7 protein-coding genes are annotated in these 16,909 nt (G+C 41.8%); 4 read left to right on the plus strand and 3 right to left on the minus strand.

Annotation, left to right across the window (positions count from 1 at the left end; all coding sequences use genetic code 11):
- Window positions 1-52: 52 nt before the first annotated feature.
- Window positions 53-9,982, minus strand: a complete 9,930-nt coding sequence (locus R8G33_07805; GenBank protein ID MDW3095560.1) for a cadherin domain-containing protein — start codon at window positions 9,980-9,982, stop codon at window positions 53-55.
- 470 nt (window positions 9,983-10,452) lie between these two features.
- Entirely contained in the window at window positions 10,453-12,345 is a 1,893-nt protein-coding gene (gene thiC / locus R8G33_07810; protein ID MDW3095561.1) for a phosphomethylpyrimidine synthase ThiC, read from the minus strand.
- A 197-nt stretch (window positions 12,346-12,542) separates the two neighbouring features.
- Here thiC and R8G33_07815 point away from each other — a divergent pair, with 197 nt between their 5' ends.
- The 4 genes from R8G33_07815 to R8G33_07830 all read left to right on the plus strand — a co-directional run bounded on the left by R8G33_07815 (window position 12,543) and on the right by R8G33_07830 (window position 16,188).
- The gene (locus R8G33_07815; GenBank protein MDW3095562.1) at window positions 12,543-13,190 is read left to right on the plus strand and encodes a protein-L-isoaspartate O-methyltransferase; all 648 of its coding nucleotides are present in this window, start codon (window positions 12,543-12,545) and stop codon (window positions 13,188-13,190) included.
- Window positions 13,187-13,513 (plus strand): rhodanese-like domain-containing protein, encoded by a 327-nt coding sequence (locus tag R8G33_07820; GenBank protein MDW3095563.1) that lies wholly within the window; start codon window positions 13,187-13,189, stop codon window positions 13,511-13,513. The genes R8G33_07815 and R8G33_07820 overlap by 4 nt, the downstream gene beginning before the upstream one ends.
- A gap of 76 nt (window positions 13,514-13,589) precedes the next feature.
- The gene (locus R8G33_07825; GenBank protein MDW3095564.1) at window positions 13,590-14,915 is read left to right on the plus strand and encodes a TolC family outer membrane protein; all 1,326 of its coding nucleotides are present in this window, start codon (window positions 13,590-13,592) and stop codon (window positions 14,913-14,915) included.
- A 10-nt stretch (window positions 14,916-14,925) separates the two neighbouring features.
- Window positions 14,926-16,188, plus strand: coding sequence for a glycosyltransferase N-terminal domain-containing protein (locus R8G33_07830; GenBank protein ID MDW3095565.1), 1,263 nt, complete (start codon window positions 14,926-14,928; stop codon window positions 16,186-16,188).
- On the opposite strand, the gene R8G33_07835 is transcribed toward R8G33_07830, so the two are convergent.
- Window positions 16,179-16,892 (minus strand): 3-deoxy-D-manno-octulosonic acid kinase, encoded by a 714-nt coding sequence (locus tag R8G33_07835; GenBank protein MDW3095566.1) that lies wholly within the window; start codon window positions 16,890-16,892, stop codon window positions 16,179-16,181. The two genes, R8G33_07830 and R8G33_07835, sit on opposite strands and share 10 nt — an antisense overlap.
- Window positions 16,893-16,909: the final 17 nt, after the last annotated feature.

The raw sequence follows: 16,909 nt of genomic DNA on the forward strand, positions 1-16,909 counted from the left end.
TCAAAATTTTTGAATACAAAGATTAGATAAGCTTGTTACTCGATATTTACAGCTACCATTCAATATTTTCAATGTTATCGAATGATATCTGGCTTCCATCATCAAACTGAATGACTCCAGAAACATCAGAACCCAGTTCCAGCAACTCTGCATTAATATCGTAATCAACAGCTTCACCATCGACTTCAATTGTCCATGGATTAGAAGGATCGGCAGCATTTGCGGCAATATCACTCAGATCAATGGAATCTGTCCAACTTGCCCCAGCCCCGCCATCAATCGAGTCTGAACCGTCTCCTTGCTCAAAGGTGAAGATGTCATTTCCATCACCGCCTAGCAAAGTATCATCACCAGCCCCGCCATCTAGCATGTCATCACCGGCGCCACCTTGAAGCTGATCATCTCCCGCATCTCCGAACAGCTGATCATCACCGGCATCACCTTGTAATTGATCATTACCTTCACCGCCTGCAATATAATCAGCGCCGTCCCCACCTGAAATAACATCAGCACCATCTTTGCCAGAAATAATATTATTGCTTGCATCACCATTAAGAGTATCTGCTCCCGCAGATCCCATAACAACGGTATCTAGCGTATCGAATGTAACATCTATAGTGTGTGACGTAGAGTTTGTATCACCTCCATCTGATTCTACAGATGTTGCAGTAACAGTTAAGGAAACAGTTCCACTTGTTGTTGCAGATGGCACAAGTTGCACATCATTTACTTCTGTCGCGTCTACAGACCACACACCCCCACCAAGATTAGTTCCCATATTTAGAGCAGCGTCTGCTGGTACACCAGAAATTTCTATAGTGAGAGATTCGGAACCATCCGAATCAGCAAGCGCAATATTTAAATTTAAGTCAACAGGCGTCGTATCTACTATGTCGCCATTTATTTCTAAATTGTCCACCAAGAAACTTGAATCGACTGCCTGATCATTAGTGTTCATCATTGCAAACCCAAGATCTAGTACACCACTTTCTGTTGCTGTAAATGTGAATGTATTCCAACCCGTAGACCCAGGACCATTTAAATCAGAAGACTGCGCTAATACCTGTGGAGTGCCATTAATATTAACAATCGCAAAATCATTAAACCCATTGTTTGTATCGTTGACTGTTTCTGCATTGACAAAATTCCAATCAAACGTAACAACATCACCTTCTTCAACAGCAATCGCTGTTTGCATTGACGATCCATCTCTTGCATTACCTGTTGATAATCCATCAAGCGAACCTGCAGCTAATCCTAACTCAGCTTCAATTTGTCCATCTGTTGCACCATTTGCTAACATTTGCGCAACTGAAGATCCTTCGGTTGGCGCCTGTCCTCCAAAATTATTTGGATTATTTACAGTCCCCAATGTATCAACATTTCCCAAACCACCTTCGAATCCAATACTAGGATTTTGAAGATGGGTAATATCATCCGGACCTATAATTACTGGAGCATCTGCAACTGCATCAACTGTGACATCAATTGCATTATTGTAATTCAAGGTTGTGCCATGTTCTTCAACACTAGTTTGTATACCTAAAGAAAAATCAGCATTACTATTCTCAGGCGGAGTTATTGTCAACCCAGATATATCAGACTGATCTAATGTCCAACTTCCATCTCCATTATCAGTTCCGGCTGATAACACTGCACCACCTGGAACACCACTAATCGTCACTGTAACTGTTGCACCTGGCTCAACATCAGCCAATTGAATATTCAGTGCAATAGCCGTATCTTCATCACCCGTTACATCGCCCGCGACTACCGTGGCACCTTCATTAACATCATTGACACTAATATCAAAAGTTTCAGAAGAAGTAGACCCATCTTCAGATGTCGCTGTTACTTCAATCTGCATGGTCTGTGCATTTTCAAAGTCTATTTGACTCGGATCGTTGACTGTCACTTCACCGGTGTCCGCATCAATATTGAAGGCATTATTTGGATTGCTGCTTAAACTGTAGGTGACATCACTGTTCGTGCCATCGGCATCCGAAGCAAACGCGGTCACACCGACGGTTGCACCGACCGCTGCACTTTCAGACACTTCATTCGTTGCCGTATCACTATCTGTCACTGCAGAGACATCAAACTCATCCGCATCGTTGATTGCGATGGTAAATATTTCACTCGAAGTCGATCCATCTTCACTCGTTGCCGTCACTTCAATTTGCATCGACGCACTGTTCTCAAAATCCAACTGACTTGGATCGTTGACCGTCACTTCACCGGTATCGGCATCAATCGCAAACGCATTGTTAGGATTTGAACTTAAACTGTACGTGACATCACTGTTGGTACCGTCTTGGTCTTCCGCAAATGCGGTCACACCGACACTCGCACCGACTGCTGCACTTTCTGAAACTTCGTTCGTCGCAGTATCACTGTCAGTGACTGCGCTGACATCAAATTCATCCGCATCATTGATCGCAATGTTGAATGTCTCACTTGACGTCGACCCGTCTTCTGATGTGGCAGTGACTTCGATTTGCATCGATGCACTGTTTTCAAAATCCAACTGACTTGGATCATTGACCGTCACTTCACCGGTGTCGGCATCAATAGAGAACGCATTGTTAGGATTACTTGATAATGAATAGGTCACATCACTGTTCGTGCCATCGGCATCCGAAGCAAACGCAGTGACTCCAACAGTTGCACCGACTGCTGCACTTTCTGACACTTCATTCGTCGCAGTATCACTGTCGGTGACAGCAGATACATCGAACTCATCCGCATCATTAATGGCGATGTTAAAGGTTTCTGAAGACGCGGATCCGTCTTCACTTGTGGCGGTCACTTCGATTTGCATCGACGCACTGTTCTCAAAATCTAATTGGCTCGGATCATTCACTGTGACTTCACCCGTGTCCGCATCAATAGAGAATGCATTGTTAGGATTTGAACTTAAACTGTACGTGACATCACTGTTGGTACCGTCTTGGTCTTCCGCAAAGGCGGTCACACCGACGGTTGCACCGACTGCTGCACTTTCTGACACTTCGTTCGTTGCCGTATCACTATCTGTCACTGCAGAGACATCAAACTCATCCGCATCGTTGATTGCGATGGTAAATATTTCACTCGAAGTCGATCCATCTTCACTCGTTGCCGTCACTTCAATTTGCATCGACGCACTGTTCTCAAAATCCAACTGACTTGGATCGTTGACCGTCACTTCACCGGTGTCGGCATCAATAGAGAATGCATTGTTAGGATTGCTACTTAAACTGTACGTGACATCACTGTTGGTACCGTCTTGGTCTTCCGCAAATGCGGTCACACCGACACTCGCACCGACTGCTGCACTTTCTGAAACTTCGTTCGTCGCAGTATCACTGTCAGTGACTGCGCTGACATCAAATTCATCCGCATCATTGATCGCAATGTTGAATGTCTCACTTGACGTCGACCCGTCTTCTGATGTGGCAGTGACTTCGATTTGCATCGATGCACTGTTTTCAAAATCCAATTGACTCGGATCATTCACTGTGACTTCACCGGTATCCGCATCAATTGAGAATGCATTGTTAGGATTGCTACTTAAACTGTAAGTGATATCACTGTTGGTGCCATCAGCATCACTCGCAAACGCGGTGACACCCACACTTGCACCCACACTGGCGGATTCGCTGACTTCATTCGTCGCCGTATCAGTATCTGTCACCGCAGAGACATCAAACTCATCGGCGTCATTGATTGCGATGTTGAAGGTTTCTAAAGATGTACTGCCATCTTCGGATGTCGCCGTGACTTCGATTTGCATCGACGCACTGTTCTCAAAGTCGAGCTGACTCGGATCGTTGACCGTCACTTCACCGGTATCGGCATCAATCGCAAACGCATTGTTAGGATTTGAACTTAAACTGTACGTGACATCACTGTTGGTACCGTCTTGGTCTTCCGCAAATGCGGTCACACCGACACTCGCACCGACTGCTGCACTTTCTGAAACTTCGTTCGTCGCAGTATCACTGTCAGTGACTGCGCTGACATCAAACTCGTCCGCATCATTGATTGCGATGTTGAAGGTTTCTAAAGATGTACTGCCATCTTCTGATGTGGCCGTAACTTCGATTTGCATCGACGCACTGTTCTCAAAATCCAACTGACTTGGATCGTTGACCGTGACTTCACCAGTATCTTCGTCAATACTGAACGCATTACCCGGGTTCGAACTTAAACTGTACGTGACATCACTGTTAGTACCGTCTTGGTCTTCTGCAAACGCCGTGACTCCGACGGTGGCACCGACCGCTGCAGACTCACTCACTTCATTCGTTGCCGTATCTGTATCCGTCACCGCAGAGACATCGAACTCGTCGGCATCGTTGATTGAAATATTAAACTGACCTACTGAAGTACTACCATCATCCGATGTAGCAGTGACTTCGATCTGCATACTTTGCGCATTCTCAAAGTTCAGCTGACTCGGATCGTTGACCGTCACTTCACCCGTGTCTTCGTCAATCGCGAAGGCATTGTTTGGATTACTTGATAATGTGTACGTGACATCACTGTTCGTACCATCTAAATCTTCCGCAAACGCAGTGACACCCACACTTGCACCAGCTACCGCTGACTCACTCACCTCATTGGTGGCTGTGTCAGAATCAGTCACTGCTGACACATCGAACTCGTCCGCATCGTTAATCGCAATGTTAAAGGTTTCTGATGATGTACTTCCGTCATCACTCGTCGCTGTCACTTCAATCTGCATGCTTTGTGCATTCTCAAAGTTCAGCTGACTTGGATCATTCACCGTCACTTCACCGGTGTCTGCATCAATACTGAATGCATTGCCCGGGTTCGAACTTAAACTGTAGGTGACATCACTGTTCGTACCATCTAAATCTTCAGCAAACGCCGTCACACCCACTGTGGCACCTGTCGTTGCACTTTCCGAGACTTCATTATCTGTTCCATCACTATCAGTGACAGCGGACACATCGAACTCGTCCGCATCGTTGATGGCAATGTTAAAGGTTTCACTTGATGTCGAGCCATCTTCTGATGTCGCTGTCACTTCGATCTGCATGCTTTGTGCATTCTCAAAGTTCAGCTGACTTGGATCATTCACCGTCACTTCACCGGTGTCTGCATCAATACTGAATGCATTGTTTGGATTACTTGATAATGTGTACGTGACATCACTGTTCGTACCATCTAAATCTTCCGCAAACGCCGTCACACCCACACTTGCACCAGCTACCGCTGACTCACTCACCTCATTGGTGGCTGTGTCAGAATCAGTCACTGCTGACACATCGAACTCGTCCGCATCGTTGATGGCAATGTTGAACGTCTCTGAAGACGTGGATCCGTCATCACTCGTCGCTGTCACTTCGATCTGCATGCTTTGTGCATTCTCAAAGTTCAGCTGACTTGGATCATTCACCGTCACTTCACCGGTGTCTGCATCAATACTGAATGCATTGTTTGGATTACTTGATAATGTGTACGTGACATCACTGTTCGTACCATCTAAATCTTCCGCAAACGCAGTGACACCCACTGTGGCACCTGTCGTTGCACTTTCCGAGACTTCATTATCTGTTCCATCACTATCAGTGACAGCGGACACATCGAACTCATTCGCATCGTTGATGGCAATGTTGAACGTCTCTGAAGACGTGGATCCGTCATCACTCGTCGCTGTCACTTCGATCTGCATGCTTTGTGCATTCTCAAAGTTCAGCTGACTTGGATCATAAACAGTGACCACACCAGTATCTGCATTAATACTGAAAGCATTGTCAGGATTACTACTTAAACTGTAGGTGACAGAATCAGACCCATCATCATCACTGGCAAATGCGGTCACACCTACAACCACACCAATTGAAGCTGCCTCACTCACCTCATTCGCAGCATTGTCATTATCCGTGATAACACTAATATTAAATTCACTATTATCATCATTTATAGAAACAGCGTACGTTTCACTACTGCTAGAGCCATCAGTTGACGTGGCTGTTACTTCAATATCCATTGTTGTCGAAGTTTCATAGTCTATGCCATCTGGATTTGCAACCGTCACTTCTCCTGTAATTTCATTGATTGCAAATGCATTATTAGGATTATTAGTCAAACTATAAGTAACTGTATCACTTGAGTCTGCATCTGTTGCAAACGCTGTGACCCCAACTGAATCACCTATACTTGCTGATTCACTTACAGAATCTATAGCACTATTAATATCATTTACTGCACTGACATCAAACTCGTCCGCATCGTTGATGGCAATGTTAAAGGTTTCTGATGAGGTACTTCCGTCATCACTCGTCGCTGTCACTTCGATCTGCATGGTCTGCGCATTCTCAAAGTCTAATGCACTTGGATCATTCACCGTCACTTCGCCGGTGTCTTCATCGATCGTGAAGGCATTGCCTGGATTAGTTGATAATGTGTAAGTGACATCATTGGTGGTGCCATCCAGATCTTCCGCAAACGCCGTCACGCCGACACTCGCACCAGCTACCGCAGACTCACTGACTTCATTCGTTGCTGCATCACTGTCGGTGACTGCGGATACATCAAATTCATTCGCATCGTTGATGGCAATGTTAAAGGTTTCACTTGATGTCGAGCCATCTTCTGATGTCGCTGTCACTTCGATCTGCATGCTTTGTGCATTCTCAAAGTTCAGCTGACTCGGATCGTTGACCGTCACTTCACCCGTGTCTGCATCAATACTGAATGCATTGCCCGGGTTCGAACTTAAACTGTAGGTGACATCACTGTTCGTACCATCTAAATCTTCAGCAAACGCAGTGACACCCACACTTGCACCAGCTACCGCTGACTCACTCACCTCATTGGTGGCTGTGTCAGAATCAGTCACTGCTGACACATCGAACTCGTCCGCATCGTTGATGGCAATGTTAAAGGTTTCACTTGATGTCGAGCCATCTTCTGATGTCGCTGTCACTTCGATCTGCATGCTTTGTGCATTCTCAAAGTTCAGCTGACTTGGATCATTCACCGTCACTTCACCGGTGTTTTCATCAATTGCAAAAGCATTATTCGGATTTGAACTTAAACTATAGGTGATGGTATCCCCCGTATCTGCATCACTTGCAAATGCAGTTATTCCTACAGTATCACCAACACTTGCTGACTCAGCGATCTCATTAGTTGAAGCATCTGAATCAGTCACTGCACTGACAGAAAATTCATTTGAGTCATCTAATACAGTAACAACTAAGTCTTGTGTTATTGATAATCCACCTGAATCAGTAGATGTAACTGTCACTGTTATTGTGCCAGCATCTTCATAATTCAAGCTTTGCCCGTCTTTAAGTTTCAACAATGGATTTCCATTGCCATCATCTCCAATTTCAAAGCGAGCATCACTAACAGTATACGTATGACTGTCGACAACATCAGGATCACTAGTATGAAGCATCCCTACTATAGCTCCATCGTCGTTTTCATTAATGACAATCGAACTTAAAACAGAATCAACATCTGAATCAGCAAATACTTTCAACCCAGGATCATGAATTGCTCCTTGAAAGTCTCCGCCAATTCTTCCTTGACTGGAATTTCCAGCAATATTCCCTACACCAAAAGCATTTCCTCCATCCCAATCTGTATCTGTCCAACCCGACTGACTTGCAACTGTGCTATTGGCAATCGTCATTTCTTCTATATGCAAGGTATCAGACATCAACAATACTAAACTGTCATCATCTTTACTGACTCCCAATGCAAAATTGTAGGCAGTGTTTTCTTCAATCGGTGCTGACAGTTCTAAATCATTGCCACTGCCTGCAAAAACTTTAATCATTCCTTCGTCGATTACTACATTTAAGCCCGTACCACTGCCACCTGTCTCAAATAAAGTTTGCGCACTAGAAATATCATCTGAAGTTGTAAATGACATAACAAATACATTGTTTCCAGTTTCAAGACCAAGAGCACTAACACTTGTTCCAACATGTCCATCTGCAGCAATTGCATCTGCACCTGCTGGACATAAACCAATCTCAATAGGTGCATCATTGATATCATTTACGAGAATATTGAAGTCTTCAGTTGTTGATAAACCGCCTGAATCTGTTGAAGTAACCGTTACAGACAACATAGACTCAGACTCATAATCCAGAGTTACCCCATCTTTTAACTTAAGCTGTCTATTCCCACTGCCATCTTCAACAACTTCAAAGCGTGCATCATCAACTGTATAACTATGGCTATCACCTGCATCTACATCTGCTGTTGATAAATTACCAACGATTGCCCCATCAGTGTTTTCATCAACAATCGCATCAATTGTAGTAAGTACATCTGTTAATTCAGAATTTGCATATACATTTAAACCAGAATCATTTATAGATCCTTGAAAATCTCCGCCAACATTTCCCTGACTCGATCCACCACCGACTTGACCTACTCCTATGTGATTACCGCCATCCCAATCAGTATCTGTCCAATTTGTTTGACTATCTGCCAAACTATTTTCAACTGTCATTTCCGCAAGTGGCAAGGAATCCGATAACAACATTGTCAAACTGTCATCTGACTTATTTACCTCTAGTGCAAAGTTATAAGACGTGTTCCCATTAATTGGCACGCTTAGCTCTAAATCGTTTCCACCACCCGCAAATACTTTTAGCATCCCTTGGTCTATCACCACATTTAAACCAGTGCCACTTCCACCCGTCTCAAATAATGTTTGAGAACTACTTACATCAACTGCAGTGTCAAAAGACAAAGTAAATACATTGCTACCGGTCTCCAACCCCCGATCTTGAATGCTATTTGCACTCACAAAGCCATCACCTGCGGTAAAATCAGCAGCAGGCAAATCAGATGAACCAGGTACATTTTGCGGATCCAGTGTAATGTCTGTTGGCGCTTCATTAATATCGTTAACATTAATATCGAATACTTGTGACACAGTTAATCCGCCAGAATCTGTAGATGTTATTGTGACAGCAATAGATTCTTCAGCCTCGTGATTAAGCTGCTCGCCATCTTTCAACTTAAGCTGCATATTGCCGCTACCGTCATCAATAATTTCAAAGCGTGCATCATCAACAGAATAGGTATGCGAATCTCCCGCATCTACATCACTTGTTGACATATTACCAATGACTGCTCCATCAGAATTCTCATTGACAGCTGAATTAGAAACAGACATTTCGACTGGGCCATCATTTGAGCCCGTGACAGTGATTACCATTTCCGCTGTATCAGTGGCACCACTCTCATCTTGAACTTGATAAGTAAATGTAACGTCTTGCGAGTCACCCTCTGCAAGCGTTTGAAAGTCTTCACCTGGAATAAAACTATATGAGCCATCTGGATTGATTGTTACTGATCCAGATGATGGCTGGGCAACTACACTGAAAGTAAGTGCATCATTATCATCATCTTGAGCAATTAACTGCCCGTTATAAACATTATCTTCGTCAGTAGTAGCACTTGAATTAAAGGCTTCTGGTGCAGTGTTAGAGTTATCAGGCGAAAATAAGTTTTCTTCTTCGATTTGATCATCAATATCTATAGGTTGAAATGCACTGTTACTCGCACTTCCATTTGTATTCTGATTATCTAAATTTTGAACGCTCGCAGTTTCACTTTCTGCAACATCAACTTTATTTGCGTCTTGAGATTGACCTTGTTGAATATTTGTCTGACGAGAAATTGATTCATCATTATTACTTTCTGGTTCCGCTGAATATATTGCAGATTCTTCAACAATAATATTGTTTTGCGAATCCTCAACCAGCGCTTCTTTAGAGAGATCTTCAAATTCTTGCGCCTGCTTTTCTATAGGCACCTGCTGATCAACACCCTCATCATCAGGAAATTCATTCACTTCCATTTGGATGTTTTGTTTGAAATGTTCTTCTCGAACCTCAGGGCCTGACAATGATTCATTGGTTTTTGCCTTACCCAGAGCATCTTCATCACCCTCTACAGGTATTACCGAATCAGAAATATTCCCTTTATCATCAGCCATTTGTCGCTCCTCGACATTACAGATTTAATGAGCACACGCTCCCATTAGCTGTATCGACAGGCTAAACAAATACTTTAGGTGCAGCTGGACAGGTATAAGCGGTTTAATTTAGATTATGTGAAGGAATTCACACTGCAGATGTATAACAAATAGATTAAAGCTGTGAGTCCGTTTCAATAAATATACTAAGGACATTCTTAAATTTAATTTTTATTTCGCGATCAAGCTAAGAGACAAGGCGCTCTATTTCTTCTGTTCGCATAGGATCAGAAAACTATACGCTTAAGTTTACCAGTATATAATCTGGCGCCATATGCATTGTGAGCACTTTATTCAGCTTTTGTACACCACGCGTCTGGTGCGATACTCCTCGAATTCCATGTACAACTTGTTGCATTACAACAAAAAAATCCAGGACCTTTACTTTCTTATGATGAATCCACCATAATTTACAAATAGTTTAAAATTAGTTACACAGCTTTATATATTGATGCGCCTTCATCTTTAAATTGCTCAGATTTTTCTTTCATTCCCGACTCTATCGCAACTTTAATATTTCCTATACCTTTGTTTTTTGCATATTCACGAACATCTTGCGTTATTTTCATAGAACAAAACTGAGGCCCACACATTGAACAGAAATGAGCAACCTTAGAAGAATCTTTTGGTAAAGTTTTATCATGGAACTCACGTGCACGTTCTGGATCTAGACTTAAATTAAATTGATCCTCCCAACGAAATTCAAAACGCGCTTTAGATAATGCATTATCTCTTAACTGTGCACCTGGGTGACCCTTAGCAAGATCAGCAGCATGTGCTGCTATCTTATAAGTGATAATTCCATCTCGAACATCTTCACGATCGGGTAGTCCCAAATGTTCTTTTGGAGTGACATAACAAAGCATCGCAGTTCCATACCAACCGATTTGCGCTGCACCAATAGCAGATGTTATGTGGTCATACGCTGGTGCAATATCTGTCGTTAATGGACCTAGAGTATAGAAAGGTGCCTCATAGCAATCTTGTAACTCCTTTTCCATATTTTCTTTAATCATTTGCATAGGTACATGACCGGGCCCTTCTATCATGACTTGCACATCATGCTCCCAGGCAATTTTCGTTAATTCACCTAGTGTCTCTAATTCTGAAAATTGCGCTTTATCATTTGCGTCTGCAATACACCCTGGTCGCAATCCATCACCAAGTGAAAAAGCAACATCGTAGGATTTCATGATTTCGCATATATCTTCGAAATGCGTATATAAAAAACTTTCTTCATGGTGAGCTAAACACCACTTAGCCATAATTGAACCACCGCGCGAAACAATTCCAGTTAACCTGTCAGCTGTAAGCGGCACATATGCCAAACGCACACCCGCATGAATTGTAAAATAATCCACGCCCTGTTCTGCTTGTTCAATAAGCGTATCTTTAAACAGCTCCCAAGTAAGCTCTTCAGCTTTTCCATTTACCTTTTCTAACGCTTGGTAAATTGGAACTGTACCCACGGGTACTGGGCTATTCCGCAATATCCATTCACGTGTTTCATGGATATGTTTACCTGTACTTAAATCCATGATGGTGTCACCACCCCAACGTACTGACCATGCCATTTTTTCTACTTCCTCAACAACAGAAGAAGTAACAGCCGAGTTGCCAATATTAGTGTTCACTTTAACCAAAAAGTTACGTCCAATAATCATTGGCTCAGATTCTGGATGATTTATATTATTTGGTATAATAGCCCGGCCTCGTGCCACTTCTTCTCGCACAAATTCAGGTGTGATTTCTTCCGGTAAATTAGCGCCAAATGATTCGCCGGCGTGTTGCTTTAATAATTTCTTATAGCGAGGGTCAGTACGTAATTCTTGTAAGCGCAGTGATTCTCTAATTGCGATGTACTCCATTTCTGGAGTAATAATTCCATTTTTCGCATAATGCATTTGAGTAACATTTTTGCCTGCTAACGCTTTTCTTGGTGCGTGCTTAACTTGGAATCGAATGTGATCTGTACTCGAGTCAGTTAAACGTTGACGCCCAAACTCTGATGATAATTCTGCAAGTTCGCAGGTATCTTGTCGCATTTCTATCCACGGCGCACGAACACGTTCAATACCATTTGACAAATCCACATCTGCAGCAGGGTCTGTTAATGGACCTGATGTGTCATAAACAGGGATAGCTGGATTTTCTTCAGCACCAAAACTGGTGCCAGTGTCATCGCACTCAACCTCGCGCATTCCCACACGAATGCTGTCGTTGGAGCCATTAACAAAGATTTTTTTAGACCGAGGGAATGGCCGTGTAACTTCTTCGCCAAGTTTTTTTGTTTGCGAGATTAGATCTAATTCGGTTACGCTCATATGCCACCATAGTTGGAATAAGTCATTGCTGCATTAATTTTGAATATAACCTGTATTCAACACATTGCAATACTTAAATAACCCGTGCAAATACTATTCAGATAATGCTTTTTGTATGAAATTACCTAGCAAACCGCTTGCTATTATTAATGTTAGCACCGTAGAGTGTTAGTTATTTACTCGACCACATAATTATTATGGATATCGAACAAGCAAGATTTAATATGATTGAACAACAAATCCGGCCTTGGGATGTGTTGGATACACGTGTTCTTAACCTTATTCAGTCTGTCCCACGTGAACTATTTGTCAGCGATTCTCAACAGGGCTTGGCATTTGCTGACATGGAAATTCCTATTGGGCACGATCAAGTCATGATGTCCCCAAAGGTAGAAGCACGCATGCTGCAATCACTTGAGATATCTACAGATGACAGTATCTTGGAAATAGGCACAGGAAGCGGCTTTATCACCTCATGTTTAGCGAAGTTAGGTAATCATGTTACTACATGCGAATATTTTGAGGACTTATCAGAGCATGCAAAAACTCGTTTGCAGCAGCAAGATAATATTGACTTTCTGATTGGCGATATATTTAACCTTACTGACACCTTAAAACAGTACGATGTCATTGCAGTCACCGGGTCAACTCCAGAAATTGTTAATGCTTTTACAAAATTGCTTAACATTAATGGCCGTCTATTCTCAATCATCGGTCAAGCTCCAGCGATGACTGCTAAACTTATTACTTGTGTTGGTGAAAATAGCTATCGTGAAGAAGGTTTATTTGAAACTCATCTTCCTGCACTTATATCCACATCAACCGAAAAGGTATTCTCGTTTTGAATTTTAGAGAAATATCTGCCACAGAACTAAACTTGTATTTACAAAATAGTACCGCTGCTCCTCTATTACTGGATGTTCGCGAGCCCTGGGAATTTGAAAAATGCAGCCTAGAAAACTCGCAATTGATCCCTATGCGCCAGATTCCTAGCATATTAAGCCAGTTAGACCCTGATCAAGAAACCATCGTAATATGCCATCATGGCATTCGTAGCAGGTCTGTTGCTGCTTACTTATCCAGCAATGCTTTTACAAATGTTATTAACTTAACGGGCGGTATAGATGCCTGGGCAAAATACGTTGACCAATCCATGCCGACTTATTAACTTACTGCTATCTAATACTTTTTAATTATTTGCCGATATAGTTGAATCGATAAATTTAGTGTAAATAATCACGCATATGAATATACGCTTAGCCACCTTAACTACTCTATTTTTGTACCTGATCTGCTACCAGTCACATTTATTTGCGAATGGGCTAATTGATATATACACAATCGCCAAAGCTCAAGACACTGAATTTAGAGAGGCTGAAGCAAATTATTTAGCCACATCTCAAGCGTCTCCGATTGCTCGAGCTGCATTATTACCTCAACTCAATTTTTCGGCAGAAACCTCAGACAACACTCTAGAGACAGAGGGACAGACCTTTGGTGTTTCTGGTGGTGACGTAGATTACAATTCGCATGGGTACAGCCTTCGTTTGACTCAATCACTATATAATCGCGATTTTTATGTACAGTTGAAACAAGCCAACAATAATGTAGCTAGAGCACAAGCCCAGTTTGATGCCTCCAAACAGGATTTAGTACTACGAGTCACAGAGCTATATTTCAATGTTCTTGCTGCACGCGATGATTTGGAATTTGCCACAGCAGAAAAAAATGCAATTAACAGGCAACTAGAACAAGCAGAAAATAGATTTGAGGTTGGCTTAATACCAATTACCGATGTTAAAGAAGCACAATCTTCTTTTGATAGCTCAGTCGCACGTGAAATAGATGCTGAAATCGCTTTAGAATTAGCCATAGATGCACTTGCTGTTATCACCGGAGATCGAATTACTGATCTCAAGACATTATCTCAGCGCATGCAATTAGTGCGCCCTGAACCTGACAGTGTGACAGAGTGGATCAACAAAGCGCTTAATCAGAATCTGGCTCTGTTGATAAATGAATACGACACTAAAATCGCAAAACAAGAGATCCAACGTAATAAAGCTCAACATTTACCTACAGTAGATATTGTTGCTGCCTATAACGATTCTGACTCTGGCGGATTAACTGGCTCAAGAAAAACCGAAGACTCTAGAATAGGTTTGGAATTAAATTTCCCTATATTCCAAGGTGGGCGCACTCATTACCAAACTAAAGAAAGCCAGTATCTTTATAAAGCTTCCCTACAGGCTCATGAAAGAATTAAACGCGAAACAACACGCGATACACGCGATGCATACCACAATGTAGTTGCCGGCATCAGCAGAGTTAACGCTTTCAACAGAGCGGTAGAATCTGCCGAGGTAGCTGCTGAAGCAACTGAAGCAGGCTTTGAAGTCGGCACAAGAACATCGGTTGATGTATTACTTACTTTACGATCGGTGTTTCAAGCTCAACGTGATTATTCAAGATCGCGTTATGACTATCTATTGGATACATTACGATTAAAAAATGCTGCCGGCGCACTAAGCGGAGACGATCTACTACAAATTGACAACTGGTTAGAGTAGTCTTGGCCGAATGGCCAAATCTATCCCACAATCTACTCTCAGTTACCGCTTACTCACCTGGGGTTTATTTCCTACTGCTTTAATCTATACGGGCATAACAGCATTCAAATACCGCAACTGTCATTACTTGACCGAACGCTTAGGTTTATATCAAAATCCTAAAAACAAGAATCAAGTTATTTGGTGTCACTGTGCATCTGTTGGAGAAATTAATACAGCTCTACCTTTACTAAGTAAGCTAATAGAAAATGGCGAACACTTACTTGTTACCACTAACACTGTTACCGGCAAACAAGCATTAAATAAAGCTCAGTTAAAGAATACTCAACATGCTTTTTTACCGCTAGACTACCACTCACTTACACGCCGCCTAATTAGAAATTTTTCACCAAAGTTTTTGTTAATCTTTGAAACTGAACTATGGCCAAATATATTGACCACTGTTAAAAGGCATAATATTCCTAGTGCTATCATCAATGGCCGCATCAGTAACAAGACACTTCACGCGCCTTCTTTAGTATTAAAAAATTATAAGAAAGTGTTGCAAAACATATCCAAAATAATTGCTAGCAGTGAAGAAAGCGCATCTCGCTTTATCGCGTTAGGTGCAGAGCCCAACAAAATTATCACTTTAGACAATTTAAAATTTGCCAATATTAATTCGTCTTCAAATGTAGCCAGCCACTGCCCAATTAATTACCCTTTTCTATTGTGCGCATCAACACACGAAAATGAAGAACAATTCATCATTGATCAATGGAAAACATTTGACTCAAAAAATTTAGGCCTGGTAATTGCGGTTCGACATCCACATCGCAGCAAAAATGTATGTCAATTATTAGATGAAAATAAATTGTCATACTGCCTACATTCAAAAAATTCTGCCAATATTTCTAAGGATAGAATTTATATTATTGATACTCTTGGACAGCTAATGCCATTCATGAGCAAGGCTGAATTTGTATTTATGGGAGGATCACTTGTCCCTGTGGGTGGTCATAATATCATTGAACCAGCATTATTTGGACGTTGCATTCTCATAGGACCATATCATGAAGCTTTTAAAGACATCGTCAACGATTTAATAACCCATGATGGCATTCTCATAATTGATGATGCAGAACAGCTTTTTAATACTATTGAAATGTTAGTCAATAATCCCATACAGAAAAAACAAATTGGACTTAATGCAAAAAATTATCTAGACAACAAAAAAAATGTATTGAAAACTTATCAAGATGAAATATTGAAATTGTTTAAAGATCAAGTTTGATATCCGCGTATTAATGAGTCGAAATTACGTTGCTCAAAATTAATATCTTTATTTACTAACTTCTGCTTGTCCAAAGAACGCTTCAATCTTGCAAGCCCAGCATTCGCCCATGACTGAGAAAAAGTCCGTTGCTTACAGCGGTCAAAATCAATTAAGTAAACACTGCCAGCCTTATCAAGCAAGATATTATTCGCATTTAAATCAACATGCTGAATTCCTTGCTGATGAAATTTAGCAATTACCTCACCCACACGAACCCACATATCTTGTTCCAATGCATTTTCAGATATCGTTTGCATAAGTGTTTTAGAATCAGTAATCTCGCTCATTAAAATATCTGCATTATATAAAATTCCATTCACTTTACATCTCGCCGCAATTGGTTCAGGCACAGGCAACCCTAGTTGTTGCATATATTGCAGTAGTCTTATCTCTTTAAATGGTCGACTATGCACGAAACCATGAAATATAAACTGATCTTTGCTAAGACGGGCTGGCAAACCACCGCGATAGTAATGCCTCAATACCAAACTAAGGTCACCAACTGTCAGATGCGAAATTTCTTGTCGTCCACTTTTCCAATTTCCAGACATGACAGATTCAGATGAATGAGCGCAGTCAAACCAATCCCCTTTAAAATCTGCCTGTATATGCTCTGACACCCAAATTTTTGTGTTATGTTCGCTTATCTCGTGTAATTGCATTGTAATTGCTTTAAAAA

It is taken from the genome of Gammaproteobacteria bacterium (assembly GCA_033344735.1).
Lineage (GTDB): Bacteria > Pseudomonadota > Gammaproteobacteria > UBA4575 > UBA4575 > UBA1858.